Source organism: Paenibacillus sp. FSL R7-0345 (genome assembly GCF_038595055.1).
In the GTDB taxonomy this organism is placed as follows: domain Bacteria; phylum Bacillota; class Bacilli; order Paenibacillales; family Paenibacillaceae; genus Paenibacillus_AQ.
Window position 1 is genome coordinate 2934472 of record NZ_CP152002.1, and the last position, 25448, is coordinate 2959919.

24 protein-coding genes are annotated in these 25448 nt (G+C 53.6%); 21 read left to right on the top strand and 3 right to left on the bottom strand.

Annotation, left to right across the window (positions count from 1 at the left end):
• The first annotated feature begins 6 nt into the window (after positions 1–6).
• A complete protein-coding gene (locus NST84_RS12355) occupies positions 7–1107 on the top strand; it encodes a GerAB/ArcD/ProY family transporter (RefSeq protein ID WP_342565855.1) in 1101 nt (366 codons plus the stop codon).
• Here the strand turns inward: NST84_RS12355 and NST84_RS12360 are convergent.
• Complete coding sequence (locus tag NST84_RS12360) at positions 1080–1337, bottom strand: hypothetical protein (protein WP_342565856.1); 258 nt, start codon at positions 1335–1337, stop codon at positions 1080–1082. The genes NST84_RS12355 and NST84_RS12360 overlap by 28 nt on opposite strands.
• Before the next feature lie 169 nt (positions 1338–1506).
• On the opposite strand from NST84_RS12360, the gene NST84_RS12365 reads away from it, so the two are divergent.
• The 16 genes from NST84_RS12365 to spoVM all read left to right on the top strand — a co-directional run bounded on the left by NST84_RS12365 (position 1507) and on the right by spoVM (position 18901).
• The gene (locus NST84_RS12365) at positions 1507–3381 is read left to right on the top strand and encodes a bifunctional homocysteine S-methyltransferase/methylenetetrahydrofolate reductase (RefSeq protein ID WP_342565857.1); all 1875 of its coding nucleotides are present in this window, start codon (positions 1507–1509) and stop codon (positions 3379–3381) included.
• Between the two features lie 38 nt (positions 3382–3419).
• On the top strand, positions 3420–4316 hold the full coding sequence (locus tag NST84_RS12370) for a YicC/YloC family endoribonuclease (protein ID WP_342565858.1): 897 nt from the start codon (positions 3420–3422) through the stop codon (positions 4314–4316).
• Positions 4317–4366: 50 nt separating this feature from the next.
• Positions 4367–4627, top strand: a complete 261-nt coding sequence (locus NST84_RS12375) for a DUF370 domain-containing protein (protein ID WP_006209218.1) — start codon at positions 4367–4369, stop codon at positions 4625–4627.
• Positions 4628–4645: 18 nt separating this feature from the next.
• Positions 4646–5215, top strand: coding sequence for a guanylate kinase (gmk, locus tag NST84_RS12380; protein ID WP_342565859.1), 570 nt, complete (start codon positions 4646–4648; stop codon positions 5213–5215).
• 55 nt (positions 5216–5270) lie between these two features.
• Positions 5271–5471: a DNA-directed RNA polymerase subunit omega gene (rpoZ, locus tag NST84_RS12385; RefSeq protein WP_342565860.1), complete on the top strand. Its 201-nt coding sequence runs from the start codon at positions 5271–5273 to the stop codon at positions 5469–5471.
• A gap of 388 nt (positions 5472–5859) precedes the next feature.
• Positions 5860–7095 (top strand): bifunctional phosphopantothenoylcysteine decarboxylase/phosphopantothenate--cysteine ligase CoaBC, encoded by a 1236-nt coding sequence (coaBC, locus tag NST84_RS12390; RefSeq protein WP_342565861.1) that lies wholly within the window; start codon positions 5860–5862, stop codon positions 7093–7095.
• Entirely contained in the window at positions 7095–9626 is a 2532-nt protein-coding gene (priA, locus tag NST84_RS12395; RefSeq protein ID WP_342565862.1) for a primosomal protein N', read from the top strand. The genes coaBC and priA overlap by 1 nt, the downstream gene beginning before the upstream one ends.
• Before the next feature lie 61 nt (positions 9627–9687).
• A complete protein-coding gene (def, locus tag NST84_RS12400; protein WP_342565863.1) occupies positions 9688–10173 on the top strand; it encodes a peptide deformylase in 486 nt (161 codons plus the stop codon).
• A 5-nt stretch (positions 10174–10178) separates the two neighbouring features.
• Positions 10179–11117, top strand: coding sequence for a methionyl-tRNA formyltransferase (fmt, locus tag NST84_RS12405; RefSeq protein ID WP_342565864.1), 939 nt, complete (start codon positions 10179–10181; stop codon positions 11115–11117).
• An 8-nt stretch (positions 11118–11125) separates the two neighbouring features.
• Positions 11126–12610 (top strand): 16S rRNA (cytosine(967)-C(5))-methyltransferase RsmB, encoded by a 1485-nt coding sequence (gene rsmB, locus NST84_RS12410; protein WP_342565865.1) that lies wholly within the window; start codon positions 11126–11128, stop codon positions 12608–12610.
• 248 nt (positions 12611–12858) lie between these two features.
• Positions 12859–13899 (top strand): 23S rRNA (adenine(2503)-C(2))-methyltransferase RlmN, encoded by a 1041-nt coding sequence (gene rlmN / locus NST84_RS12415; RefSeq protein WP_342565866.1) that lies wholly within the window; start codon positions 12859–12861, stop codon positions 13897–13899.
• 6 nt (positions 13900–13905) lie between these two features.
• Positions 13906–14682 (top strand): Stp1/IreP family PP2C-type Ser/Thr phosphatase, encoded by a 777-nt coding sequence (locus NST84_RS12420; protein ID WP_342565867.1) that lies wholly within the window; start codon positions 13906–13908, stop codon positions 14680–14682.
• Positions 14679–16916 carry a Stk1 family PASTA domain-containing Ser/Thr kinase gene (gene pknB / locus NST84_RS12425; RefSeq protein WP_342565868.1) on the top strand — a complete coding sequence of 746 codons (2238 nt, stop codon included), beginning with the start codon at positions 14679–14681 and terminating at the stop codon, positions 16914–16916. Before NST84_RS12420 ends, pknB begins: the two co-directional genes overlap by 4 nt.
• A gap of 119 nt (positions 16917–17035) precedes the next feature.
• Complete coding sequence (gene rsgA, locus NST84_RS12430) at positions 17036–17941, top strand: ribosome small subunit-dependent GTPase A (RefSeq protein WP_342565869.1); 906 nt, start codon at positions 17036–17038, stop codon at positions 17939–17941.
• A gap of 3 nt (positions 17942–17944) precedes the next feature.
• Positions 17945–18616: a ribulose-phosphate 3-epimerase gene (gene rpe / locus NST84_RS12435; protein WP_342565870.1), complete on the top strand. Its 672-nt coding sequence runs from the start codon at positions 17945–17947 to the stop codon at positions 18614–18616.
• Positions 18617–18820: 204 nt separating this feature from the next.
• On the top strand, positions 18821–18901 hold the full coding sequence (spoVM, locus tag NST84_RS12440) for a stage V sporulation protein SpoVM (RefSeq protein ID WP_020431362.1): 81 nt from the start codon (positions 18821–18823) through the stop codon (positions 18899–18901).
• Positions 18902–19007: 106 nt separating this feature from the next.
• Here spoVM and rpmB read toward each other — a convergent pair whose 3' ends face one another.
• The gene (rpmB, locus tag NST84_RS12445; RefSeq protein ID WP_036686205.1) at positions 19008–19196 is read right to left on the bottom strand and encodes a 50S ribosomal protein L28; all 189 of its coding nucleotides are present in this window, start codon (positions 19194–19196) and stop codon (positions 19008–19010) included.
• Positions 19197–19387: 191 nt separating this feature from the next.
• Between rpmB and NST84_RS12450 the strand changes: the two genes are divergently transcribed.
• The 4 genes from NST84_RS12450 to NST84_RS12465 all read left to right on the top strand — a co-directional run bounded on the left by NST84_RS12450 (position 19388) and on the right by NST84_RS12465 (position 24469).
• Entirely contained in the window at positions 19388–21160 is a 1773-nt protein-coding gene (locus tag NST84_RS12450) for a DAK2 domain-containing protein (RefSeq protein WP_342565871.1), read from the top strand.
• Between the two features lie 29 nt (positions 21161–21189).
• On the top strand, positions 21190–22050 hold the full coding sequence (locus tag NST84_RS12455; protein WP_342565872.1) for a DegV family protein: 861 nt from the start codon (positions 21190–21192) through the stop codon (positions 22048–22050).
• A 7-nt stretch (positions 22051–22057) separates the two neighbouring features.
• Positions 22058–24115, top strand: a complete 2058-nt coding sequence (recG, locus tag NST84_RS12460; RefSeq protein WP_342565873.1) for an ATP-dependent DNA helicase RecG — start codon at positions 22058–22060, stop codon at positions 24113–24115.
• A gap of 66 nt (positions 24116–24181) precedes the next feature.
• Complete coding sequence (locus tag NST84_RS12465; RefSeq protein WP_342565874.1) at positions 24182–24469, top strand: stage VI sporulation protein F; 288 nt, start codon at positions 24182–24184, stop codon at positions 24467–24469.
• An 85-nt stretch (positions 24470–24554) separates the two neighbouring features.
• On the opposite strand, the gene NST84_RS12470 is transcribed toward NST84_RS12465, so the two are convergent.
• On the bottom strand, positions 24555–25427 hold the full coding sequence (locus tag NST84_RS12470) for a YitT family protein (protein WP_342565875.1): 873 nt from the start codon (positions 25425–25427) through the stop codon (positions 24555–24557).
• Positions 25428–25448: the final 21 nt, after the last annotated feature.

The following is a 25448-nucleotide window of genomic DNA, read 5'->3' on the forward strand; positions in this document are numbered from 1 at the left end:
GACAGAATGGGAAAAGTAAAAATCGGATTACTCCAGTTTTTCAGTATTACACTGCTGTTCGAGCTGGGTACTTCGCTGGTTGTCAATCTGGGCATGGGGGCCGGCAGGGATGCCTGGCTTTCGATCCTGGTCGGTTCGCTGGCCGGCCTGCTGATGTTTACGGGGTACGCTTATCTGTACAGAAAGCATCCTGAACTTACATTCGTCGGCTATACCCGCAAGCTGCTCGGAAGGACGGCGGGGACACCGGTTGCGCTGCTGTACATTATTTTGTATATGAATCTTTCGGGCAGGGGGCTGCGTGACGGAAGTACGATGCTGGCGATGGCCACAATGCACAATACACCGCTGTTTATCCTCAGTATGCTGATGATCCTGTCGAGCTCTTATGTGCTGCATAAAGGTACGGAGGTGCTCACGCGGACTTCACTGGTGTTTACGACGATTGTCCTGATGATCGGATTGTTCAGTATGGTGCTGCTGATGCTGTCAGGCTCTATTAATCTGCAGCATCTCCTGCCTGTGCTGGAGGATGGCTTCTGGCCGGTAGCGGAGTCAGTAGTGCATCAGAATTATATGTTCCCGTTCGGCGAAATGATTGTCTTTACGATGCTGATGCCCTATCTGTCGGATGCCCGTAAAGGCCCGTGGATCATTGCTGCCGCCATGCTATTTTCCGCGCTGCTGCTCAGCGCCACGATGGCCCTGAATATTTCAGTGCTGGGGGCGGATATCGTAAAGCGTTCCCCGCTGCCGCTGATGCCGACCATCAGTAAAATCTCGATTTCGGATTTCATCCAGCGGGTGGATATTTTTGTGGTGATGGTGCTGATTATCGGGGTCTTTTTCAAAATGTCGGTCTTTTTCAGCGCCGCTCTGATCGGAATTTCCGAATTGTTCAAGCTTCCGTACCGGCGGATGCTCTATCCCTGCACGCTGATTATCCTGTTTACTTCGATGCTTGACGCCCGCAGCTTCACTGAGCATCTGGATGAGGGCGGCAGGCTGCTGTACACGGTTTACCCGGTGTTCATGATTGTTATCCCTGTTATTCTGATCATTATTACGGCTGTCCGCAGCTATTTTTCGGAGCCCCGTCCCGGCTGAGTGCCGCGGATCCAGTAGATGATGTCGGGTACAACCAGTGCAAGCAGCATGACGGCAGCGGCCAGCTTTTCGGAAGCGGAATACAGCAGGTAATTGAGGATATAGGCAATATTCCCCTGTCCGTAGCCGAACATCCAGTCCAGCAGATATAGATACAGCAGGGATAGTACAGATAAAATAACGATAACAGTATATTTGCGGATCAGCAGCCTGCGCGTTTTTCTTTTCAACCGGAACAGTCCTTTGCTGGTTAATAAAAGTAGTATGGGCATTTTCTGTAATGCCATGCAGGCAAGCCGCCCGTCCGGCCGATATTTGCGGAGTCCGAATGCTTATCATCCATCCCGTTTTATGTTACATTAGTATGAAACTAATGACAGTATAGGGGAGGTTCTTGCGGTGAAGCCGGATTTGCGCTCTGCATGGAAGAATAACGTGTTGGTCGGAGACGGGGCGATGGGAACCTTTTTATATCAAAAGGGCTTCCCTGTCGGCATCTCCTATGAAGAATTGAATTTGAACTCTCCTGAGGTTATTGAAGATGTACACCGCAGCTATATAGAAGCCGGGGCTGTGCTCCTGGAGAGCAACACGTACTCCGCCAATTATGACAAGCTGGCCAAGTTCGGCCTCGAGGGCAAGGTGGAGGAGATTAACCGCGCCGGTGTGCGGATCGCGCAGAAGGCAGCCGGGGAAGCCGGTTATGTGGTTGGAGCTGTAGGCTCCATCCGTGCGGGCAAACGGGCGAATCTGTCTGCAGCAGAGCTTAAGCGCTTCTATACCCAGCAGTTTTCCGCTCTGCTGGAAGAGCAGCCTGACGGCATTATGCTGGAGACCTTCTATGATGTAGAAGAGCTTCATCTCGCCCTGCGGGCGGTCCGCAAGCTCAGCAGCCTGCCGGTCATCTGCCAGCTTGCCGTGGATGAGACGGCGCGCACGCTTGACGGATTGACCCTGCCGGAGGCTTTTCACATTCTGGAGCAGGACGGGGCAGACGTAATCGGCTTTAACTGCCGGACCGGACCTAACGGCATCAAGCGTGCCTTGAGAACGCTGCAGGGAAGTCTTGCCCTGCCGGTATCGGTCTATCCGAATGCAGGGATCGCCGACTATGTGGACGGGCAGTACCGCTACGGTGCAACACCGGATTACTTTGGACAGATGGCCCCGGTCTTTGCGGATATGGGCAGCCGGATCATCGGCGGATGCTGCGGTACAACACCGCAGCATATCGCTGAAATATCGGCTGCGCTGCGCGGCTATGTCGCACAGCCGCTGCCGGAGCCGGCAGTGAAACAGAGCACAGGCAGCATTACCGTACATGAGCATCTGGAGGATGACGGCAGCCGGAGCGGCCGCGAGCCGAATCTGGTTGATCTGGTGAAGGAGCGCCATACGGTAATCGTGGAGCTTGACCCGCCGCGTGAACTGGATATCACGAAGTTCATGAAAGGCGCGGAAGCGCTGCGCAGAGCAGGTGCAGATGCCCTGACACTTGCTGACAACTCCCTTGCTGTAACACGGATGAGCAACATGGCGCTCGGATCGCTGGTACAATCCCGTACCGGACTCCGGCCGCTTGTGCATGTTGCCTGCCGGGACCGTAATCTGATCGGAACCCAGTCCCATCTGATGGGCTTTGATGCGCTAGGCATTGATCATGTGCTGGCTGTTACCGGAGATCCGGCGCGGTTCGGCGATCTGCCGGGCTCCAGCTCCATTTACGATCTGACCTCCTTCGAGATCATCCGGATGATCAAGCAGCTTAATGACGGGATTGCCTTCTCAGGCAAGCCGCTCAAGCAGAAGGCCAAATTTGTGATCGGGGCTGCGTTTAACCCGAACGTGAAGCATCTCGACAAAGCGGTACAGCGCCTGGAGAAAAAGATCGCCTCCGGCGCAGATTATATTATGACCCAGCCTGTCTATGACCCTGAGCTGATTGCAAATATTGCGGCAGCGACGAAGCACCTGGACATTCCGATCTTCATCGGTGTTATGCCGCTGGCCAGCGGCCGCAATGCCGAATACCTGCATAACGAGGTGCCTGGAATCCAGCTGTCGGATGAGGTGCGCAGACGGATGCAGGGGCTGGAAGGCGAAGCCGGACGGGCAGAAGGTGTCGCTATTGCCAAGGAGCTGCTTGATGCGGCCACGGCGCATTTTAACGGCATTTATCTGATGACTCCGTTTATGTTCTACGACATGAGTGTACAGCTGCTTGAGTATATTTGGGCCAAGCAGGGGCGTAAATTGTCCCCCTTGTTTCGCTAGTAAGAATCAATTACAATAGTGTAATGGATGTGATTCCGTTGTCATTTAGCATGACCGGATACGGTCAATCATCCCTGCAATTCGGCGGTTACAAGATTACGTTCGAAGTCAAATCGGTGAATAACCGTTACTGCGAAGTTGTGCTGCGGATGCCCCGGGATTGGACGGTTTATGAGGATATGCTGCGCAAGACTGTGCAGAACCATATCAAACGGGGACGGGTAGATGTCATCATTAACAGGGAAACCGCGGAGGAGACGGCTGCTTTACAGGAGCTGAACCGGCCGGCGGTGAAATCCTATCTGGAAGCGGCGGAAGCGCTGAAGAAGGAGTTCGGGCTTACAGGAGAGTTGACTTTGCATGATATACTTTCTATGCCCGGTGTAATGGAACCCAGGGAGGGGCCGGCGGCCGTAAATGCCGGTACACCTGAAGAATGCTCCGAGATGCTTGAACGGGGATTAACGCAGAGCCTGCAGTCACTGCTTCAGATGCGTGCCCGCGAAGGAAGCTATCTTGCTGCTGATCTGTCGCGCAGGCTTGTCCATCTGGAAGAGCTGCATGCAGCGATGGTTGCACTTGCCCCTGAGGTTGTAAGTGAATACCGCGATAAGCTGCGGCAGCGGCTAGGCGAGCTGAATGACGGAACGTTCCCTTTTGAAGAGCATAAATTCGGAATGGAAATAGCTATCTTTGCTGACCGCTGTAATATTGATGAAGAGCTTACCCGGTTGTACAGTCATTTTGAACAATGCAGGACCCTGTTGAACGGAAGCGAGCCGGCAGGACGCAAGCTGGATTTTCTCATTCAGGAGATGAACAGGGAGACGAATACAATCGGGTCGAAATGCAATCATCTGAATCTGGTGAACCTTACGCTTGAGATGAAAGCGGAACTGGAGAAGATTCGTGAGCAGGCCGCTAATTTGGAGTAACAGGAATTTCGGCAAGCGATGATGTAACTTATGGGGGGAACAACCGGAACATGGCAATCAAATTAATTAACATCGGCTTTGGGAATATCGTATCGGCCAACCGTATTATTTCCATTGTCAGCCCGGAATCTGCACCAATCAAGCGTATTATCCAGGAAGCAAGAGACCGGCATATGCTGATCGATGCAACCTATGGCCGCCGGACGCGGGCTGTCATCATCACAGACAGTGACCATGTCATTCTGTCAGCCGTTCAGCCGGAGACAGTGGCACACCGCTTGTCCAGTAAAGATGACGATAACGACGAATAACAACAATTGGAGTGTACTATGTCAAAAGGATTGCTGATTATCTTATCCGGACCTTCCGGCGTTGGCAAAGGCACGGTGTGTACTGCACTTAGACCGAAAATGCCTGAGCTTGTCTATTCCGTATCTGCCACCACCCGGAATCCGCGTGAAGGCGAAGAGAACGGAGTCAACTATTTTTTCAAGAGCAGAGATGAATTTGCGGCAATGATAGAAGCGGATCAGCTGCTGGAACATGCAGAATATGTGGGGAACTATTACGGGACTCCGCGTGATTTTGTGGAGCAGACACTGGAGAGCGGCAAGGATATCATTCTGGAGATTGAAGTCCAGGGAGCACTTAAGGTCAAGGAGAAGTTTCCTGAGGGAATCTTTGTATTCCTGCTTCCGCCGTCGATGGATGAGCTCAAGGACCGGATCCGCGGACGCGGTACGGAGCATCCTGATGTAATCAGCCACCGCATGTCTGTTGCCGAGGATGAGATTGGGCTGATCCGGCACTATGACTACGCCGTAGTGAATGATGAGATCGACCTCGCCTGCAAACGTATTGAGAGCATTATAATTGCCGAGCACTGCAAGGTAAGATAATGCGCGCTTCCTGCAAAGAACCATATTTAAAGTAAACGATGAAGAGGTGTCTTACGTGCTATATCCGTCTATTGATGAAATGATGAACAAGGTTGACAGCAAGTATTCGCTGGTTGTCGCTGCAGCCCGCCGGGCAAGACTGCTCCGTGAAGGCGGCAAAACGGACATTAAAGCGCCAAAATCGCATAAGTTCGTTGGTGTTGCGCTCGAAGAAATCTACGAAGACCGCATTGTTGTAACCCGGGGCGAAGAGTAGGATATTCTCCCCTTTTGCTACACCTGCAGAAAACGGCTGCGATGAAGGAGCCGTTTTCTCCGGTTAGCGGAGGTTATGCTGTACAATGTCATATGTAGCCCTTATCAGGGCTGTTCCTGACAACCGGAAGGTTGTTATTTTTTTAAAATATGAGAATTTATATGTTCTACACTATAAATTATCCTTATATTTCTGCAGAAACGGATAGCGCCCTTGAAGGACAGCGCAGCCGTTTTTGTCTGACATTTGAAACGGGTGCCAGCCTCGACCTGAAGGCGGCGCAGCCGTTTCTTCATGCCGGTATAAGGATGAGTACACTATCATCTCGATTCCGGTTATCATTTCCGGTTCATTGGAGCCTGTTCACAGGCTTGAAACAGGGGGGATTATGTTGAACAGCTTAACAGGCAAAACCATTATCCTTGGCGTTACAGGAGGCATTGCAGCCTATAAGGCGGCAGCCTTGACCAGCAAGCTGACCCAAAAGGGAGCTGAGGTCCATGTTATTATGACAGCTTCGGCCAAACAGTTTATTACCGAGCTGACTTTTCAGTCGCTGTCCAAACAACGGGTATACAGTGATACCTTCCAGGAGCGTGACCCCGCTTCTATCTCTCATATTGATCTGGCAGGTGCTGCCGATCTGGTGCTGATTGCACCGGCAACCGCCAATATGATCGCCAAAATGGCCCACGGGCTGGCTGATGATATGCTGTCCACCACGCTGCTTGCCACGACTGCACCTGTTATGATCGCACCAGCGATGAATGTCCACATGTACCAGCATCCGGCGGTAGTCAGCAATATGAATACACTTGCTGCCCGCGGTGTGCAGTTTATCGAACCCGGCGAGGGTCTGCTGGCCTGCGGATATGTAGGCAAAGGCAGACTGGAAGAACCGGAATCCATCGTCCGCGTGGTCGAGAACTATTTCAATATTCAAACTGCTCAGGCTAAAGGTCCTTTAAGCGGCAAAAAAGTAGTGGTTACCGCAGGCGGAACCGTTGAGCGCATCGATCCGGTCCGCTACATTTCCAATGATTCCTCCGGCAAAATGGGCTTTGCGATTGCGCGGGCCGCGCGAGCAATGGGGGCAGAGGTTACCCTGATAGCCGCACGGACAGATGAAGCGCCGCCCCAGGATCCCGGTATTGAGCTGGTCCGGGTAGAATCAGCCCAGTCCATGCTGGATTCGGTTGCCAGCCGCCGGAATGGATGCGATATTTTAATCATGGCGGCTGCAGTAGCCGATTACCGTCCGAAGCACAGCGCAGATGACAAGATTAAAAAAAGCGGGGATACCCTGACGCTTGAGCTGGTTAAGACAACGGACATTCTGGAGAGTCTGGGCAAGTCGAAGGACGGCCAGTTCCTGATCGGCTTTGCCGCCGAAACGAGTAATTTGGAATTTTATGCAAGGGATAAGCTAATCCGCAAAAATCTGGATCTGATTGTTGCCAATGATGTCTCCAAAGCGGGGGCAGGATTCGGCACAGATACCAACATTGTGTCCATCTATGATGCGGACGGGCTGGTGCTGGATCTCCCGCTCAGCTCCAAGGATGAGGTGGCGCGCCGTCTGCTGGCGCTTGCAGCGGAACGGACATCCGGAGTAACGCGATAATGGAGATAGCGAAGGTCATTGTCGATGTTCCTGTGCGCAGCACCGACCGGCCGTTCGACTATTCTATTCCTGACGCTCTGCGGCTGTGGATTGAGGTCGGCAGCCGGGTAGCTGTGCCCTTCGGCCACCGGACGGTTCAGGGGTTTGTAGTTTCGCTGGAATCCGGCGAGACTGGTGCTGCCTCCGGATTAAAACCGATCCAGGAGGTGCTTGACCTGCTCCCGCCGCTGTCGCCGGAGCTGGTTGAATTAGGTGACTGGATGAGCCAGCGTTATGCCTGCCGGCGGATTTCTGCCCTGCAGGCTATGCTGCCAACCGCACTCAAAGGCAAAGCTGAACGCCTGATTTCTCTGGGGGAGGGGGCTGGAGCTGCAGATAAGCCTGCAGACGAACTGTTTCCGCTGTTCCTGGAGGAGGATCTCGAGGAGCAGACGATCATTGATTTCGTCAGAAAAGCGGGCGAAGTGTCCATGAAGCAGCTGACCCGCAGCTTCCCTGGAGCGGCAGAGACGGTGAAGTTTATGCTTCGCCGGGGAGTGTTGACCGAGAGCCAGTCCATCAAGGATAAGATGGGCAAGAAGAAGCTGAAGGCCGTTGACCTGGCGATCGGGCTGGCTGCAGCCCGCGAATCACTCAGCACCTTTCCGGCACGGTCTGCACGGCAGAAGGATGTGCTGTCATACCTGATTGACATGGAGCAGATGCTGCCGATGCCGATGAAGGATCTGCTGGCTGTTCTGCAGGTTACGGCAGGTACGGTAAAGGCGCTGGAAGAAAAGGGCTACATTGAGATCAGTGAGATTGAGGTTTACCGTGACCCTTACCGGGGCCGCGACTTCAAGCCAAGCACGCCTTTGCCGCTTACGCCGGAACAGCAGCAGGTTTACACGCGGATTGCCCGGACGGTTGATGAACAGCAGCATGAGGTTTTTCTGCTGCACGGGGTAACCGGAAGCGGCAAGACTGAAATTTATCTGCAGTGTATACAGCGTGCTATGGATCAGGGCAGACAGGCTGTCGTGCTTGTACCGGAAATCGCGCTCACCCCGCAGATGGTCGAACGGTTCAAAGGACGGTTCGGCAGCGGCGTAGCTGTAATGCACAGCCGCCTGTCTGTCGGTGAACGCTATGACGAATGGCGTAAGATCAGGGAAGGCAAAGCGATGGTTGCCGTCGGGGCCCGCTCGGCTGTATTTGCCCCGTTTGCCAACCTCGGCCTAATTATTATGGATGAAGAGCATGAGTCCTCCTACAAACAGGAGGAGAATCCTAAATATCATGCCCGGGATGTAGCTGTCCGCAGGGCGGAACAGGGGGGAGCGGCAGTTATTCTCGGCTCCGCCACCCCGTCGCTGGAGAGCTACCATGCAGCCAGATCGCAGAGCGACATTCACTTCTCGCCGGTGCTGCTGGAAATGCCGACCCGTGCCCTGGGCAATGCACTGCCTAAGGTGCATGTAGTGGATATGCGCGATGAGCTGAAGGAAGGTAACCGCTCGATGTTCAGCCGCAGGCTGCATGCTGCACTGGAGAGCAGGCTGGAGAAAGGGGAGCAGACGGTACTGCTCCTGAACCGTAGAGGCTTCTCCACCTTTGTCATGTGCCGCAGCTGTGGTTTTGTGGCCACTTGCCCGGAATGCGACATTTCGCTTACCTACCACAGCCGCAGTGACAATTTGCGCTGTCATTACTGCGGCCATGCGGAACCCTCGCCCAAGGTCTGTCCTGAATGCGGCAGTGAACACATCCGCTTTTTTGGTACAGGGACCCAGCGGGTCGAGGAGGAGCTGGGTAAGCTTTTCCCGGGGATCCGGGTTATCCGGATGGATGTGGATACAACAACAGAAAAGGGCTCGCATGAGAAGCTGCTGAACCAGTTCAGAGACAAAAAGGCTGATGTTCTGCTCGGTACGCAGATGGTGGCCAAAGGGCTGGACTTTCCGGATGTGACCCTTGTCGGAGTCATTACGGCAGATTCCGCGCTGAATCTGCCGGATTTCCGTGCCGGCGAGAAGACATTCCAGCTGCTTACACAAGTGGCCGGACGCGCAGGCAGGCACCAGCTTCCCGGTGAAGTTGTAGTGCAGTCCTACACGCCCGAGCATTACTCGATCGTGCATGCCAGCGGACATGATTATACCTCGTTTGTCCGCGAAGAGCTGAAGCACCGCAGAGCCCTGCATTACCCGCCTTACTGCCGGCTTATTCTTGTCACTCTCTCACATGAGCAGCTTCCGCTGCTGCTGAAGATGGCTGAGAATTATGCGCTGAATCTGCAGGGCCGGGCCAGGCAGCTCCGCTGGTTCGCCAGCCTGGATAAGCTGTCTGCGGATGCGCTTGACCTGCTTGGCCCGGTTGCTTCCCCGCTGCCGAAGCTGAAGGGAAGATACCGGTTTCAGTGCATCATCAAATGGCGGGGATCGATTGATGCCATCGGGCTGGCCCGAAAGATTGCCGAGGAGCTGGAGGATTCGGTCCGCGACAATAACCTGCAGATCAGCATTGATGTAGACCCGCAGATGTTGATGTAGCCTTATGGCGTGATACAATAAAGAGAATTTAGAAGTTCAGAATAAGGATGGTGTACGTGAAATGGCAATCAGATTAATCGTTAAAGAACCGGATGAGGTATTGCACAAAATAGCCAAGCCTGTAACCAAAATTACGCCTAACGTCCAGAAGCTGCTGGATGATATGGCTGATACTATGTATGATGCGGAAGGCGTCGGCCTAGCTGCACCGCAGGTGGGCATTCTGAAACGGCTGATCGTCGTGGATGCCGATGAGGAGCATGGGCTGATCAAGCTGATTAATCCGGAAGTCGTAAGCGCAGAAGGCGAACAGTTCGGACCTGAGGGCTGCCTGAGTATTCCGGGATTGAATGGTGATGTCCGCCGGGCAGAGACAGTAACCGTACGCGGGCTTGACCGTGAAGGCAACGAGGTTATCATTACGGGCAGCGGTCTTCTGGCCCGGGCATTTTTGCACGAAATTGACCATCTCAACGGTGTATTATTTACCGATATCGCCGAGAAAGTCTATGAGTATACTGCTGAGAACAGCGAGTCCGGGGAGTGAACGGAATGAAAATAGTATTCATGGGTACACCGGCCTTTGCCGTGCCGTCCCTGAAAATGCTTGTGGAGGAAGGCTATGAAGTGGTAGCTGTTGTAACACAGCCTGACCGTCCGCAGGGACGCAAGAAGACACTGGTGCCAACTCCTGTAAAGGAAGCGGCACTGGCACTGGGGCTTCCTGTGCTGCAGCCGGAAAGGCTCCGCCGTCCGGAGTCGGTGGCAGAGCTGGCAGAGTATGCGCCGGATCTTATCGTTACTGCCGCCTATGGCCAGATTCTGCCTAAGAGTGTGCTGGATCTGCCGCGTAACGGATGTGTTAATGTTCACGGCTCCTTGCTGCCACAATACCGCGGAGGTGCGCCGATCCAGCGCTGTATCATCAACGGAGAGACGGTTACCGGAGTTACACTGATGTACATGGCTGAAGGACTGGATACCGGTGACATGATTTCACGGGTTGAGGTGCCTATTGAAGATGAGGATACGGCAGGCGACCTGTTTGAAAAACTGAGTCTGGCCGGATGTGATCTGCTGAAGACGGAAATGCCGAGACTGGCAGAGGGCCGGGTAGAAGCGGTGAAGCAGGATGACAACGAAGCAACCTATGCGCCGAACCTTAGCCGTGATGACGAGCGGATCGACTGGAGTGCAGGTTCTCGTGAAATCTACAACCGGATCCGCGGACTTGTTCCGTTCTCAGGAGCGTTCACGCTCTGGAACGGCGAAACCTTTAAAGTGTGGGCAGCTGTTAAGCCGGCTGATAAGCAGTCATCAGCTTCCGCAGCACCGGGGACAGTACTTGCAGTTAATGAGCGCGGTGTAGAGGTGAGCACCGGTGACGGTTCACTGCTGCTGACCTCTGTGCAGCCGGCAGGCAAAAAGGCGATGAACGCCGGTGACTTCAGCCGCGGAGCGGCTATGAGTCCCGGGACGGTGCTGGGTTGAGCGCGGGCATGAACGGCGGAGGGTCCGGCCGTGGCGGACAACGCCTCGGCCGCACAGGCGGTGCAGGCAAGCCGCAGGGCAATAACAGCAGACAGGGCGGCAGTACGGCTGCCGCTAAAGGTGCAGATAAGGGCAGCCGTCCGGCAGCTTCTGCCCGCTCCGTAGCGCTTGATGTGCTGGTCCGGGTCGAGCAGGAGGGAGCTTACAGTAACCTGCTGCTGAACAGCAGCCTGCAGAAGTCCGGGCTCAGCCGCGAGGATTCCGGACTGGCTACGGAGCTTGTGTATGGTACATTATCCCGCCTGATTACACTGGATTATGTGCTGGAGGATTTCGTAAGCAAAGGAATAGCCAAGCTTGCACCTTGGGTTCGTAATCTGCTGCGCCTGAGCCTGTATCAAATCATGTATCTGGACCGGATTCCGCCGCATGCTGCCGTCAATGAAGCGGTTAATATCGCCAAGAAACGCGGCCACCAGGGCATCTCCGGGATGGTTAACGGGGTGCTGCGCAGCGTGCTGCGTGCCGGTGAGCTGCCTGTGCTGAAGAAGGGCCTGAATGAGGCTGAGCGGATCTCGATCCTCTACTCCCATCCGTTATGGATGGTGGAACGCTGGGCCGCTGAGTACGGAATCGGCACTGCAGAAGCGATGTGTGCCGCCAATAATGAGCCGCCGGCTGTCAGCGTCCGGGTGAATACAACAATGATCAGCCGGGACAGGCTGCTTGAAGAGATGCTGGAGGCGGGAGTGAATGCGTCTGCTTCCAGGCTTAGCCCGTATGGCATCGTCGTCAAGGGCGCCGGCAATCTTGCTCTGTCCTCCTGGTATACGGACGGCTATCTGTCCGTTCAGGATGAGAGCTCCATGCTGGTCGCCGAAGCTGTTGCTCCGGAGTCCGGCATGAGAGTGCTTGACTGCTGCGCTGCTCCGGGCGGCAAAAGCGCGCACATGGGCGAACTGATGAAGGACGATGGCTATATCTATGCCAACGACCTGCATGCCCATAAGGCCAAGCTGATCTCGGATCAGGCCGGGCGGCTCGGACTGGACTGCATCACGACAGGCAGCGCAGATGCGCTTGAGCTTGCAGCTGAGCTCCCGGCGGAGTCCTTTGACCGGATTCTGCTGGATGCTCCATGCTCGGGGCTCGGGGTGATCCGGCGCAAGCCGGACCTCAAATGGCGCAAGCAGCCGGAGGATGTGGACAGCATTGCCGGACTGCAGGCTGAGCTGCTGCAATCCGTCTCCAAGCTGCTGAAGCCCGGCGGAGTGCTGGTCTACAGCACCTGTACGACCGAACAGGCAGAGAACAGCGCGGTTGTGTCTGCTTTTCTGAATCAGAACCCGGACTTTGCTCCGGTAAGCTTCAACTCGCCGGTCTGGGAGCGGACCAGGGATACTGCCCTGGCGGCCGGCGAGGGAATCCAGCTGCTGCCGCACCATTTCGGGAGCGACGGTTTCTATATTGCCCGGCTGCAGCGACTCTTGTAAGTTAGCAGACCGGCCGAAGATTGACAGAGGTCCCGCCCGCAGATTCTGCTGCGCGGCGGGCTTTTCTTTTACCGTCTCTGAATTTTGTGTTAAAATAGGAAGAATGAGAAATAATACGCATATCCTTTAGAAGAAGGGACATATCGTCCATAGAGGATTGGTGTCCGTTTTGCGTAAAACCTCAGATTGTTGACAGCCGTCCCGGGATAATGTTTTATACTTTTATGAAAGAACAGGTGCTAATAATAATGAAACCTTTAATATATGATTTTTCTTTAGAAGAATTGCAGCAGTGGGCTAAAGACAACGGAGAGCCGGCTTTCCGCGGAGGGCAGATCTTCGACTGGCTGTACGTCAAGCGGGTCAATGATTTTGAATCGATGAGCAACCTGTCCAAGGCGCTGCGTGCAAAGCTGGACGATCAGTTCAGAATTAACGCACTGACTGAAATTACGAAGCTGGAGTCCAAGGACGGTACAGTGAAATTCCTGTTCGGCCTGCATGATGATCATGCAATCGAAACAGTTATTATGAAACACAATTATGGCAACAGCGTATGTGTAACGACACAGGTGGGCTGCCGGATCGGCTGTACGTTCTGCGCCTCCACGCTGGGCGGGCTGAAACGCGACCTTACTGCCGGCGAGATTGTCGCCCAGGTAGTTCGCTCCCAGCAAATTCTAGATGAGCGTAATGAACGTGTCAGCAGTATCGTTATCATGGGTACAGGTGAGCCGTTCGAGAACTACGATGCCACCATGAGATTCCTGCGGCTGATGATCCATGAAAAAGGGCTGAATATCGGACAGCGCCACATCACTGTCTCCACCAGCGGCATTGTGCCGAACATTTACAAATTCGCCGACGAAGACACCCAGATCAATCTGGCGATTTCGATCCATGCACCGAATGATGCGCTGCGTTCCAAGCTGATGCCGGTTAACCGTCGTTACCCGTTTGATGACGTAATTGAATCCCTGCGTTACTATCAGGCCAAGACAGGCCGCCGGATCAGCTTCGAATACGCTCTGATTGGCGGGGTTAATGACCAGCCTGAACACGCCAAGGAACTGGCCGGTGTCCTTAAGACGATGCTGTGCCACGTCAACCTGATTCCGGTTAACCATGTGCCGGAGCGCAAATACGTCCGGACTTCCCGTAATGATATATTTGAATTTCAGCGTATTCTGGCCGACCAGGGCGTGAACGTAACCATCCGCCGTGAGCAGGGCCATGATATTGCGGCCGCATGCGGACAGCTGCGCGCCAAACATATGGAGTTGGGGTGAGGATATTTGATCAGAACAGTTCATGCCAGTGATGTCGGACGGGTACGCTCCGTCAATGAGGATTCGGTCTGGATTGGCGCTACGCGCCACGGTTATACCTTAGGCATTATTGCAGATGGAATGGGAGGGCATCAGGCAGGAGATACGGCCAGCCGGCTGGCCCTTGAGACGATGCGCAGCACGCTGGATGAACTGCCGCCGGATCAGGCCGGCGGGGAGCTCAGCGATGCACTCTCTTCCGCAATCATGACAGCCAACCGCACAGTCTTTATCGAGTCATCACGTGATGAGAAGTACCATAACATGGGGACTACTGTCGTTGCGGCTTTGCTTAACGGGGCTGAAGGCTACATTGGCCATATCGGTGACAGCAGAGCCTATCTTGTCAAGGACAGCGCCGCAATTCAGTTAACCGAGGATCATACACTGGTCAATGAGCTGTTCAAGAACGGCCAGATCAGCCTGGAGGAACTCGGCAGCCATCCGCGCCGTAATGTGCTGATCCGAGCACTGGGAACGGATGCCGAGGTTAAGGCGGATATCGCTCCTGTAAGCCTTGCGCCCGGTGAGCTGCTGCTGCTGTGCAGCGACGGCCTAAGCAACTTTGTCAGCCAGGAGCATCTTGGCAAGGTGGCAGGCATACATGAAATTCCTTTAGAAGAAAGAGCGGACCGCTTGCTTCAGCTGGCATTGCTTGCCGGCGGCGGCGATAATATCAGCGTCGCCATGTTAGAACATCAAGGAGAGGCCGCTGTGCCCGAAACAAAGGAGTGGAACAGATGATCGGTCACGAATTGGGCGGCCGTTACCAAGTCATCGAACGGATCGGGGCAGGCGGCATGGCGCTTGTATACAGAGCCCATGATATCCTGCTTAACCGGAACGTCGCCATAAAAGTACTGAGGAACCAGTTTGTGCACGATGAGGAGTTCATCCGCCGCTTCCGGCGCGAGGCGCAGTCAGCTGCATCCTTGTCGCATCCCAACGTGGTCAGCATCTACGATGTAGGCCAGGAAGAGGATGTGCATTATATTGTCATGGAATATGTGGAAGGCAAGAACCTGAACGAAATTATCAAAGAACGGGCGCCGTTACAGGTGGACGAAGCAATCCGGATATCATCCCAGATTTGTGACGCACTGGATCATGCCCACCAGAACCAGATCATCCACCGGGATATCAAGCCTCATAACATTTTGATCGGCCGTAACGGACGGGTTAAGGTAACGGATTTCGGAATTGCCCGTGCGGTAACCTCCACAACCATTACCCAGACAGGCTCGGTAGTCGGCTCTGTGCACTATTTTTCACCGGAGCATGCCAAGGGGGTAACGACCGGGGAGAAATCCGACTTGTATTCGCTCGGTATTGTACTCTACCAGATGTTAACCGGTGTGCTGCCATTTTTGGGCGAAAGTCCGATCAGCGTAGCGCTTAAGCATCTGCAGGAGGAATTTGAGGAGCCGCGTGTGTTAAATCCGCTGATTCCGCAGAGTGTCGAGAATGTAATCCTGCGTTCCATGCGCAAAAATCCGGACGAGCGCTATCAGTCGGCCAAGCAGATGCTCCAAGATCTGGAGACCTGCCTGCTGCCGGAACGGCGCAGTGAAGCCAAAGCATCATTCCATGACGAGGATGATGAAGAGCGGACCCGGATTATTCCGGCAATCAAGCCGATCCAGCACACACTGGGCAGCCGCAGCGGCGCCGGGGATGACCGGATGCGCCGGATTGAGGATGATGAGGATATTGCGGCTGTGCCGAAAGGCAAGAAGAAATGGGGCATGCCGGCATTATGGGTCGGCTTAACGCTGCTCCTGCTGATTGCAATGGGCAGTGTGGCCTGGTATGTCCGGTCCCAGCTGGTTGTAGCAGAAGTAACCGTGCCGAATGTAACCAACCATTCGCTTGAAGACGCTACTGCAATGCTGGATGAAATCGGGCTGATTGTGGAAAATCCGGTTGTGCAGCAGTACAACCCTAACTTCGACGAGAACATCGTCTGGGAGCAGAACAAGAAGGAAGGCACTGTGGTCAAGGAAGGCACTCACATTATTCTTACGGTTAGTACGGCCAAGCCAACTTCTAATGTGCCGGCGCTCAAAGGCGGAACTTACGAGGATGCTGTAAAGGCGCTGGTTGCTGAAGGTGTGGAGCAAAGCCGGATCAGCCCGGACCCGCGGTTCAGTGAAGATTTCCCTGAAGGCCAGGTTATCGGCTCGGAGCCTGCAGAAGGCAGTGAATATGATCCGGAGACGGCTACATTTGTTGTGTTCGTCAGCAAAGGGCAGGAAAGCAAGCCGATGCCTGATCTGACAAACAAGACGCAGAATGATGCCAAAGCTATACTGGAAGGCATGGGTCTGGTCCTTGATGAAGTCAGTAAGGATACCAGTTATTCCGTCGAAGAAGGAAAAATTACCAAGCAGTGGCCTTATGAGCAGGGTGATCTGGTATCCCCTGGCGATAAGATCTCTATTTCCGTGAGTACAGGATACCCGCCGGAAGCACTGAATTATACGTTCAACGTGCCTGTGGCGCCATCCAGTGAAGGCAAGAAGACCAAGATCCGGATCGTTTATTCCGATGCCCGCAATAACGGCGAGCCGCAGGAATGGGGAACACGCACAATCGCCAAGTCCCAGGAGCTGTCTGTAAATCTGGTTCTTGCTCCTAATAAGGACGGTGCCGTCTCCATCTATCAGGACGGTGAATACATCGAAGCTTTTGAGGTACGCTATTCCGATGCGAAGAATGGTACGGTCCAGCAGCCGGAGCCGCCTGCAACGCAGACGCCGGAGCCTACTGTAGCGCCAACCCAGGCACCTCCGGATCCGACGATCGAGCCGGAAATTCTGCCGCCGGATTCTCCCGGAGATGAGGAGAATACAGGTGAGGCCGAACAGACGGGATTTCTGACGGAGGAAGCTGCCCAGGCCAAGCAGGCCGGAAATGCCCACGGTAATGGCAAGGGAAACGGTAATGGCAACAATAAAGATAAGAGCAAAGACCATTAACTAAGATAAGCTGCACAGCCTTTCTATACACAAGAAGGCGGTGACAGCAGCAGGATGACCCGGGTTGAATCTACGCTTGGGTCATTTGTGCAAAATCCGGAGAGGAAGGCTCAATATGTATGCCTGAAGGTATTATTGTTAAAGCGCTGAGCGGTTATTATTATGTGAAGCCGCTGCAGGATGGGAACATCGCGACGGAAGAAGAGGCGGTTCAGTGCCGGGGACGGGGGATTCTTAAGAAAAAGGGGACTTCACCGCTGGTTGGCGACAGAGTTCTTTATGTTTTGACCGAAAATGGTGAGGGGATGGTTGACGAAATCCTGCCCCGGGAATCCGAGCTGATCCGGCCGCCGGTAGCCAATGTCAAGCTGGCTGTGCTGCTGTTCTCGGTTCGTGAGCCGGATATGAATCTGAATCTGCTGGATAAATTTCTGGTACATATCGAGCATTCCGGTCTGGAGCCGCTGATTGTGCTGACCAAGCAGGATCTGGCTGAGGATGACGGCCAGGCTACAGCACAGGTGAAGGAGCTGTATGAAAATATCGGCTATGAGGTATTGGTCACCAGCTCCCTCAACGGCTCCGGCAGCGAAGAACTCCGTACGAGACTTGCAGGAGTAATCAGTGTGTTCTCAGGACAGTCTGGCGTAGGCAAATCAACGCTCCTGAACCGGCTTGTCCCCAGCCTGGAGCTGGAGACAGGCGAAATCAGCATGCGGCTGGGCCGCGGACGCCATACGACCCGCCATGTCGAGCTTATGGATATCGGCGGGGGAGGATTCGTCGCGGATACTCCCGGCTTCAGCCAGCTGGACTTTCTGGAGCTGGGAGTAGAGGAGCTGTCAGTCTGCTTCAGGGAGTTCGCCGCCTATGCGGAGAACTGCAAGTTCCGCGGCTGCAGCCATCTGCATGAACCGGGCTGCAAGGTTATTGAGGCCTGGCAGGCTGGTGAAATTGCAGACAGCCGTTACGGTCATTACAAGCTGTTTTATAATGAAATGAAGGACAAGAAACGGAGGTACTAACTTATGATCTTACTAGCCCCATCCATTCTATCAGCTGATTTTGCCGCCCTCGGAGCAGAAGTTGCCGTTGCAGAGGCCAGCGGCGGAGACTGGATACATGTTGATGTGATGGACGGCCATTTTGTGCCGAATATTACACTCGGCCCTCCGATTGTCAAAGCAGTCAAAGCCCATACGTCTTTACCGCTTGATGTCCATCTGATGATTGAGCATCCGGAACGTTACATTGCCGATTTTGCCGCTGCCGGTGCAGCCGTCATTACTGTACATGCCGAGGCTTGCGTGCATCTTCACCGTGTTATCCATCAGATTAAAGAGCTGGGCCTGATGGCCGGCGTGGCTATTAACCCGGGGACACCGGCTTCTGCTGTGCGCGAGGTGCTTGAGGATGTAGACATGGTGCTGGTGATGACCGTGAATCCGGGTTTTGGCGGACAGGCGTTTATTCCTAATACACTGCGCAAGATCCGGCAGATCCGTGAGTGGGCAGGTGAAATCAACCACCATAATCTGCGGATAGAAGTGGACGGCGGGATTGCGGAGAATACAGCCGGACTGGTGGCTGAGGCGGGCGCAGATGTGCTGGTTGCCGGAAATGCCGTATTTGGACGCCCTGACCGTGCAGCCGCCATACAGGCCATCCGGGAGGCCGCAGAGGCTGGTATCCGTTCATAAGCCTGCAAGGACAAGCATTAAGGGGATTAATGGTTTAAGGTATAGGCCAAGTTGTGGCCGCATAAATATGGTTACATGAGCAGAAATCTCATGTAGCCTTTTTTTGTACTTCAAGGGAGGTCTGCACCTCGTCAGGGTTATATGAGTAATATGAAATCCGGGTAGTCTCCTACCGTACGGCAACAATTGATGGGAGGGTTAATAATGAAATTTTACACGTTTAAGCTGCCAAGATTTTTGGGAGGTTTTGTTAAAGCGATCTTGAACACTTTTCAAAAGAGCTGAGTTTATAACAGAACAGAAAACATGAAAAAAAGCACCTTACGAATGTAAAGGGTGCTTTTTGCTTCATTCATATGAAAGATCGCTAGATCCTGGAATAATTCCAAGACTAAACGCGTTCAACTTTACCGGCTTTCAAAGCACGGGTGCTGACATACACGCGTTTCGGTTTGCCGTTCACAAGAATGCGGACCTTCTGAACGTTAACTCCCCAAGAACGACGGTTGCGGTTGTTAGCGTGAGACACGTGGTTACCGCTGCTCGGCTTCTTGCCAGTTACTGCACATTTGCGGGACATAGATTACACCTCCTTGTTACTTACACCTGCATAAAACAATACTTAAATATAATATCACAGCAAAAATTGCTACGTCAACCGATTCAAAAACATTTATTTCTTTTAGCTCTTATAGTACAATATAACTTAGTGCATTATGTCCAGTTAATCATAGAATTGATTAGGCATGAAGTTAGGAAGGGGAATTCTCATTGAGTAAGCGTTCTATAAACGGAGCAGATTTTACCGCAATGGTTCTTGCCGGCGCGGAGAAGCTGCAGCAGCATGCAGAGCACGTCAATTCCTTGAATGTATTTCCGGTACCGGATGGAGATACAGGAACCAATATGAATCTGACGATGACCGCAGGTGCGAACGAATTGAAAAAGAATAATACCGCCTCGGTCGGTCAATGTGCAGGAGTACTCTCCAAAGGTCTATTGATGGGCGCACGGGGGAACTCCGGCGTTATTTTGTCACAGCTGTTCAGAGGTCTTGGACGCTATGCCGCCCAATATGATGAGCTGAACACGCAGCAGTTCGCAGCAGCGCTGCAGACCGGTGTGGATACAGCCTACAAAGCAGTAGTAAAGCCTGTAGAAGGCACCATTCTTACCGTTGCCAAAGAAGCAGCCAGACATGCCGTATATTTTGCGCGCCGTACTACTGATATTACGGAGCTGATGACGGAAGTGCTGGCCAAAGCCAAAGAAGCGCTGGCTAATACGCCGGAGCTGCTGCCGGTTCTGAAGCAGGTCGGCGTAGTGGATTCAGGCGGACAGGGGCTTGTCTACATTTATGAAGGATTCCATCAGTATCTGACCAGCGGAAGTGCCGATGTACAGTATACAGCACAGGGACAAGCTCCCTCACCTGCCGCAGCGGCACCAGTACTGACCAAGCCGGTGAATGTACCTTCATCTGTACAGTCTTCGGCCCAATCCCAGCTACACACGGAAGATATTGAGTTTTTATATGATATGGAATTCTTCATTAACCGTCAGCTTGGCGGTACAGGAGCGAATTTCGATGAAGAAAAATTCCGGAAAGCGTTGTCAGTAAACGGCGACTCTATTATCGTCATTTCCGATGACGAAACCATTAAAGTTCATGTGCATTCGAAGACTCCGGGTGATGTGCTTAACCTTGCGCTCCTTTACGGGGAGATCACCCAGATTCATATCCTGAACATGCGTGAGCAGCATCGTGATCTGCTGACGGCAGGAATGGATATTGCGCCGATGCCTGAGCTGTTTGCCGAAATTCCGAAGGAGCACAGCACGGTGCAGGCACCTGCGGTACCGCCGGCGGATGATCTGGCTCCTTACGGCTTCATCGCTGTATCGTCCGGCGACGGCATTTCCGAGATCTTCAAAAGTCTCGGGGTTGATGTCGTGCTGGCCGGCGGCCAGACGATGAATCCGAGTACTGAGGATTTCGTAAATGCGATTTCATCGATCTCTGCGAAGCACGTATACCTGCTGCCGAATAACTCTAACATTGTCCTGGCTGCACAGCAGGCCAAGGAGCTGCTTGAAGGTGAACGTGAGGTTACTGTCATCCCGAGCAAGAGTATCCCGCAAGGGATAGCTGCTGCTTTCGCCTTCCAGGAGGATGATGCGGTAGATACGAACACCGAAAGTATGCTGGAGGCGATCTCCCTGGTGAAATCGGGACAGGTCACGAATGCGGTCCGCGATACCGTTATTGAAGAGCTGCAGATCAAATCCGGACAGTTTATCGGAATCTCCAATTCGAAGATTGTCGCGGCATCCGATGAGCTGCTGGCGGCAAGCCAGGCTCTGCTTGCTACAATGCTTGTTAATGGTGATGAAATTGTCACAGTGTTGACCGGCTCAGAAGCGGATGCAGGGGTTACAGAAGCGCTCGGCAACTGGCTGGAGGAAGCTTATCCGCAAGTGGAAGTAGAAGTACATGAAGGCGGGCAGCCGCTGTACTACTATCTTTTCTCTGTAGAGCCTTAGGTTGATATTATAGTTTGGGGAGGAAATTCATGAATCGTACGGTTATTGTCACAGACAGCACATCAGATATCCCGCCGGCACTGGCGGAGGCTTACGGCATTGAGGTTGTGCCGCTCACGCTAATGTTCGGAGAACAGGCTTTCCGGGATAATGTGGATATGACACCGGAGCAATTCTATGAGCGTCTTCCCCGCTCACAGCAGTTGCCAACCACCTCTCAGCCGTCACCGGTTGAGTATATGAATGTGTACCGCAGCATCATGGAACGTTATCCGGACAGCCCGGTCCTGTCCTTTCATATTTCATCCGGGCTGAGCGGAACCTACCAGTCTGCAGTGCTTGCCAAGTCGATGCTGGAAGAGGAAGGGGACCATATCACTGTAGTGGATTCGCTGTCCGCCTCCTACGGCTTCGGGTTTATGGTAGTTGCTGCCGGCCGGATGGCCGCGGAAGGCAAAGAGCCGGCGGAAATACTGGAGGCTGTTGAGAAGCTTCGGCAGTCCCGGAAGCTGTACTTTCTGGTTGATACGCTTGAATATCTGCAGAAAGGCGGCAGAATCGGCAAAGCGTCAGCCATTCTGGGTACGCTGCTGAATATCAAGCCGATTCTGTCCATTGATGCCGAGGGTATTATCTACGCGGTAGAGAAGGTCAGGGGCCGCAAAAAGGCGGTTGCCCGGATGATCGAGCTGTTCAAGAACGATCTGCCGGGTGTGGACAAAATCAACGTGGCCGTGGGTCATACGGCAGAACCGGCTTACGGCGAAGAATTTTTGAATGAGTTGGCCGGCCACTTTACTCTGGAAGAGAAGGTGCTGACCAATATCGGTCCGGTCGTAGGCAGCCATGTCGGCAACGGAACTTTAGCCGTGTTCATTTGGCCCGCGTAAATAGGGGATGAATAAGCTGCTATCACTTGATCAAATTGAAGTAAAACAAATAAATGGCGTGAGCGCTCAAAAGCAAAGCGAGCTTCACGCCTTTGGCATCTTTACTGTTAAGGATCTGCTGGAGTACTATCCGTTCCGTTACGAGGATTTCCGGCCTAAGTCACTAAGCGAGGTTAAGCATGGGGATAAAGCTACCCTGATTGCCAAAGTAATCGGAATTCCTGTATTGCAGCGGTACGGTGGGAAATCACGGATCAGCTGCAAAATGGTAGCCGAGCCGTGGATGTTCACGGCGACCTGGTTTAACCAGCCCTATGTCCGTGATCAGCTGACTGTGGGCCGGGAGATTGTAATCTCCGGCAAATGGGATCAGAAGCGCAGTCAGATAACAGTATCGAACTACGAGTTCCCTGACCGCGGCGAGGGCAAGACGGGGACACTGCAGCCGGTTTATTCAGTCGGCGGCAAGATTACCCAGACCTGGCTGCGCAAGATGATTAATCAGGGGATGCAGCAGTACGGCGAGCTGATTCCGGAAATCCTGCCGCAGGTCATCCTGCGTAAATATGACTTCATGCCGAGGAAGAAAGCCATAACCACCATCCATCAGCCGGAGGATACCCGGGAAGGGCAACAGGGGCGCCGCCGGATGGTCTATGAGGAGCTATTTCTGTTCCAGCTGAAAGTTCAGGCCTTCCGAGTGCTGAATCAAGGCAGAATGGACGGAGTGCGGCATACGGTTGATAATGCGACTGTACGCCAGTTCGTGCGCAGCCTGCCGTTTGAGCTGACCAATGCCCAGAAGCATGTAGAGCTGGAGATCTTGCAGGATATGCGTTCAGCAGCTTGTATGAACCGGCTGCTGCAGGGAGACGTGGGCTCGGGCAAGACGGTACTTGCCGCTATTGCGCTATATGCTTCGGTTAAATCGGGATTTCAAGGAGCACTGATGGTGCCGACCGAGATACTCGCCGAGCAGCATATGCGCTCCCTGACGAAAATGCTGGAGCCCTTCGGCATCACGGTCGGACTGCTGACAGGCAGTGTGAACGGCCGTAAACGTAAGGATCTGCTGGCTTCACTGCAGATGGGAATGATTGATATCGTGGTAGGCACCCATGCCTTAATTCAGGACGACGTGTTCTTCCGCGAGCTTGGCCTGGTTGTGACGGATGAGCAACACCGTTTTGGTGTGAACCAGCGCAGCGTACTCCGGCGTAAGGGTTATAATCCGGATGTGCTGACAATGACAGCAACGCCGATACCGCGTACACTGGCCATTACAGTATTCGGTGATATGGATGTATCAACGTTGTCGGAGCGCCCGAAAGGGCGCGTGCCGATTACTACCTACTGGGTTAAGCATGATCTGATGGAGCGCGTGCTGAAGCTGGTCAACCGTGAGGTGGATCAGGGCAGACAGGCCTATCTGATCTGCCCGCTGATAGAGGAATCGGAGAAGCTGGATGTACAGAATGCGATTGATCTGCATGTCCAGATGTCCCAGGCTTTTCCGGACTACAAAGTCGGGCTGCTGCACGGCCGGATGACCCCGGCGGAGAAGGATGAGGTCATGCGGGCCTTTTACAGCAATGACATTCAGCTGCTTATTTCTACTACGGTTGTAGAGGTTGGCGTGGATGTTCCGAATGCGACGCTGATGATCATTATGGATGCTGACCGCTTTGGATTGTCACAGCTGCACCAGCTGCGCGGCCGGGTTGGACGCGGTCAGCATGCCTCGTATTGCGTGCTGGTGGCTGATCCGAAATCCGAAATCGGACGGGAACGGATGACGGCAATGACCGATACCGATGACGGGTTCGAGGTATCACGCCGTGATCTGGAACTGCGCGGTCCGGGTGATTTCTTCGGGACGAAGCAGAGCGGCCTGCCGGAATTCCGGCTGGCTGACATGACCGCCGATTTCGAGGTGCTTGAGCAGGCGCGCGATGATGCGGCGATGCTGCTGAAGGACAGCTCCTTCTGGACCTCTGCTGACTATGCGCCGCTGCGCAGCTATCTGCAGGGTGAACAGATATTCCAGGGAGAGATCATTGATTAAATAGGCACATGTGGCGGCCTGCCCTCATATACTGTGAATGATTGGATATGACGGGAGGTGCTGCATGTGGGTTATCAGCAATATGGGATCAGTCCCCAGCTGGTGGAACGCATCAAGCTGAAGATGAAGAATCCGGCAGTGAAGGAACGGATCAAGAACATGATTAACGGGGTTTCCAAGCAGGAGCTGCAGGATACTGCGGTTGTGCGCAGACTTGTGCGCAATGCTTCGGCAGTGCTGAACGAGAAGCTGACCGGTGCCCAGGAAGAACAGATCGTAAAGTTTGTTATTGCCCAGAAGATTGATCCGAACAATACCTTTCACCTGATCCGCCTGTGGGGAATGTTCCGCTAAAGGGGATTAGAAAAGCCGGATTCAACAAAAAAGACGTCTCCGCAGCTTGTATGCGGAAACGTCTTTTTTGTTTGCTTATAAGGGGTTAGCTGATTTTGCGGCGTACCCACTCAGCGATACTGTCAGGCTGGGTATTGCTGACGGTAATTTTACTGTCCTGGTCAAAGGATCGGACGATAGAAGTGAGGGCATCCTCTTCCAGCCTGCTTGCCAGACAGAATAATACGCCAGGCTGGCCTTCCGGGCTGCTGGCCCGGACCAGCTTGGCATCCCGCTTCAGCGAAAGCTTCAGCGCTTTGCGGATATCCTCACAGCGGCTGCTTGTAATCCAGACTGCACGGGAGCGGGAAAGGCCGCGCAGGGAAAAGCGGACACCTTCAAATGCAAGCAGATAAGCAATGATTGAATACATCGCCTGATCCCAGCCGAACAGCATACCTCCGGCGAGCAGAATAGCGCAGTTAAACAGCATGATGACCACTTCAGCCGATTTGGCCGGACCACCGTCTGGCAACAGAAAGCCTTGTTCTCTGACATTCCGGGTAAGTCCCCCGGAGCGGATCATTACTCCTATTCCAAGACCAAGGCACAGTCCTCCGGCAATTGCAGCAATTAAAGGATCTGCCGACACTGCCGGAAAATGATGCAGCGCGAGGGAGCCGACAGTCAGACAGAACAAGCCGAGCAAAGTATATAAGGCAAACCGCAGATTAATCTGCTTGCGCGAGAGTAGTATAAACGGCAGGTTGAACAGAAACAGAAACAGGCCAAGACGCATTTCGGTAAGGTGAGAGAGCAGGGCGGAAAGGCCGGCTATACCGCCAAGTACCAGCTTATGAGGCATCAGGAACAGTTCAAGTCCGACCGCTGCCAGCAGCCCTCCGCAGATGACAGAAAGGATACGGATAAGCCGGCTCCGGCCGGAAGCCGAAAGTTCATGATCTAAAGGTTGATTCATCCTAGTGTTCCTCCTTCGGCA

What these genes read in the sequence shown, in the direction of transcription:
- coaBC (WP_342565861.1), top strand. Translation starts at nt 5,860, where the DNA reads ATGTTGAACAGCTTAACAGGCAAAACCATTATCCTTGGCGTTACAGGA.
- recG (WP_342565873.1), top strand. Translation starts at nt 22,058, where the DNA reads ATGAATAAGCTGCTATCACTTGATCAAATTGAAGTAAAACAAATAAAT.
- NST84_RS12375 (WP_006209218.1), top strand. Translation starts at nt 4,367, where the DNA reads ATGGCAATCAAATTAATTAACATCGGCTTTGGGAATATCGTATCGGCC.
- fmt (WP_342565864.1), top strand. Translation starts at nt 10,179, where the DNA reads ATGAAAATAGTATTCATGGGTACACCGGCCTTTGCCGTGCCGTCCCTG.
- pknB (WP_342565868.1), top strand. Translation starts at nt 14,679, where the DNA reads ATGATCGGTCACGAATTGGGCGGCCGTTACCAAGTCATCGAACGGATC.
- rlmN (WP_342565866.1), top strand. Translation starts at nt 12,859, where the DNA reads ATGAAACCTTTAATATATGATTTTTCTTTAGAAGAATTGCAGCAGTGG.
- def (WP_342565863.1), top strand. Translation starts at nt 9,688, where the DNA reads ATGGCAATCAGATTAATCGTTAAAGAACCGGATGAGGTATTGCACAAA.
- rpe (WP_342565870.1), top strand. Translation starts at nt 17,945, where the DNA reads ATGATCTTACTAGCCCCATCCATTCTATCAGCTGATTTTGCCGCCCTC.
- rpmB (WP_036686205.1), bottom strand. Translation starts at nt 19,196, where the DNA reads ATGTCCCGCAAATGTGCAGTAACTGGCAAGAAGCCGAGCAGCGGTAAC.
- rsmB (WP_342565865.1), top strand. Translation starts at nt 11,126, where the DNA reads ATGAACGGCGGAGGGTCCGGCCGTGGCGGACAACGCCTCGGCCGCACA.
- NST84_RS12455 (WP_342565872.1), top strand. Translation starts at nt 21,190, where the DNA reads ATGAATCGTACGGTTATTGTCACAGACAGCACATCAGATATCCCGCCG.
- rsgA (WP_342565869.1), top strand. Translation starts at nt 17,036, where the DNA reads ATGCCTGAAGGTATTATTGTTAAAGCGCTGAGCGGTTATTATTATGTG.
- gmk (WP_342565859.1), top strand. Translation starts at nt 4,646, where the DNA reads ATGTCAAAAGGATTGCTGATTATCTTATCCGGACCTTCCGGCGTTGGC.
- priA (WP_342565862.1), top strand. Translation starts at nt 7,095, where the DNA reads ATGGAGATAGCGAAGGTCATTGTCGATGTTCCTGTGCGCAGCACCGAC.
- NST84_RS12470 (WP_342565875.1), bottom strand. Translation starts at nt 25,427, where the DNA reads ATGAATCAACCTTTAGATCATGAACTTTCGGCTTCCGGCCGGAGCCGG.
- NST84_RS12355 (WP_342565855.1), top strand. Translation starts at nt 7, where the DNA reads ATGGGAAAAGTAAAAATCGGATTACTCCAGTTTTTCAGTATTACACTG.
- spoVM (WP_020431362.1), top strand. Translation starts at nt 18,821, where the DNA reads ATGAAATTTTACACGTTTAAGCTGCCAAGATTTTTGGGAGGTTTTGTT.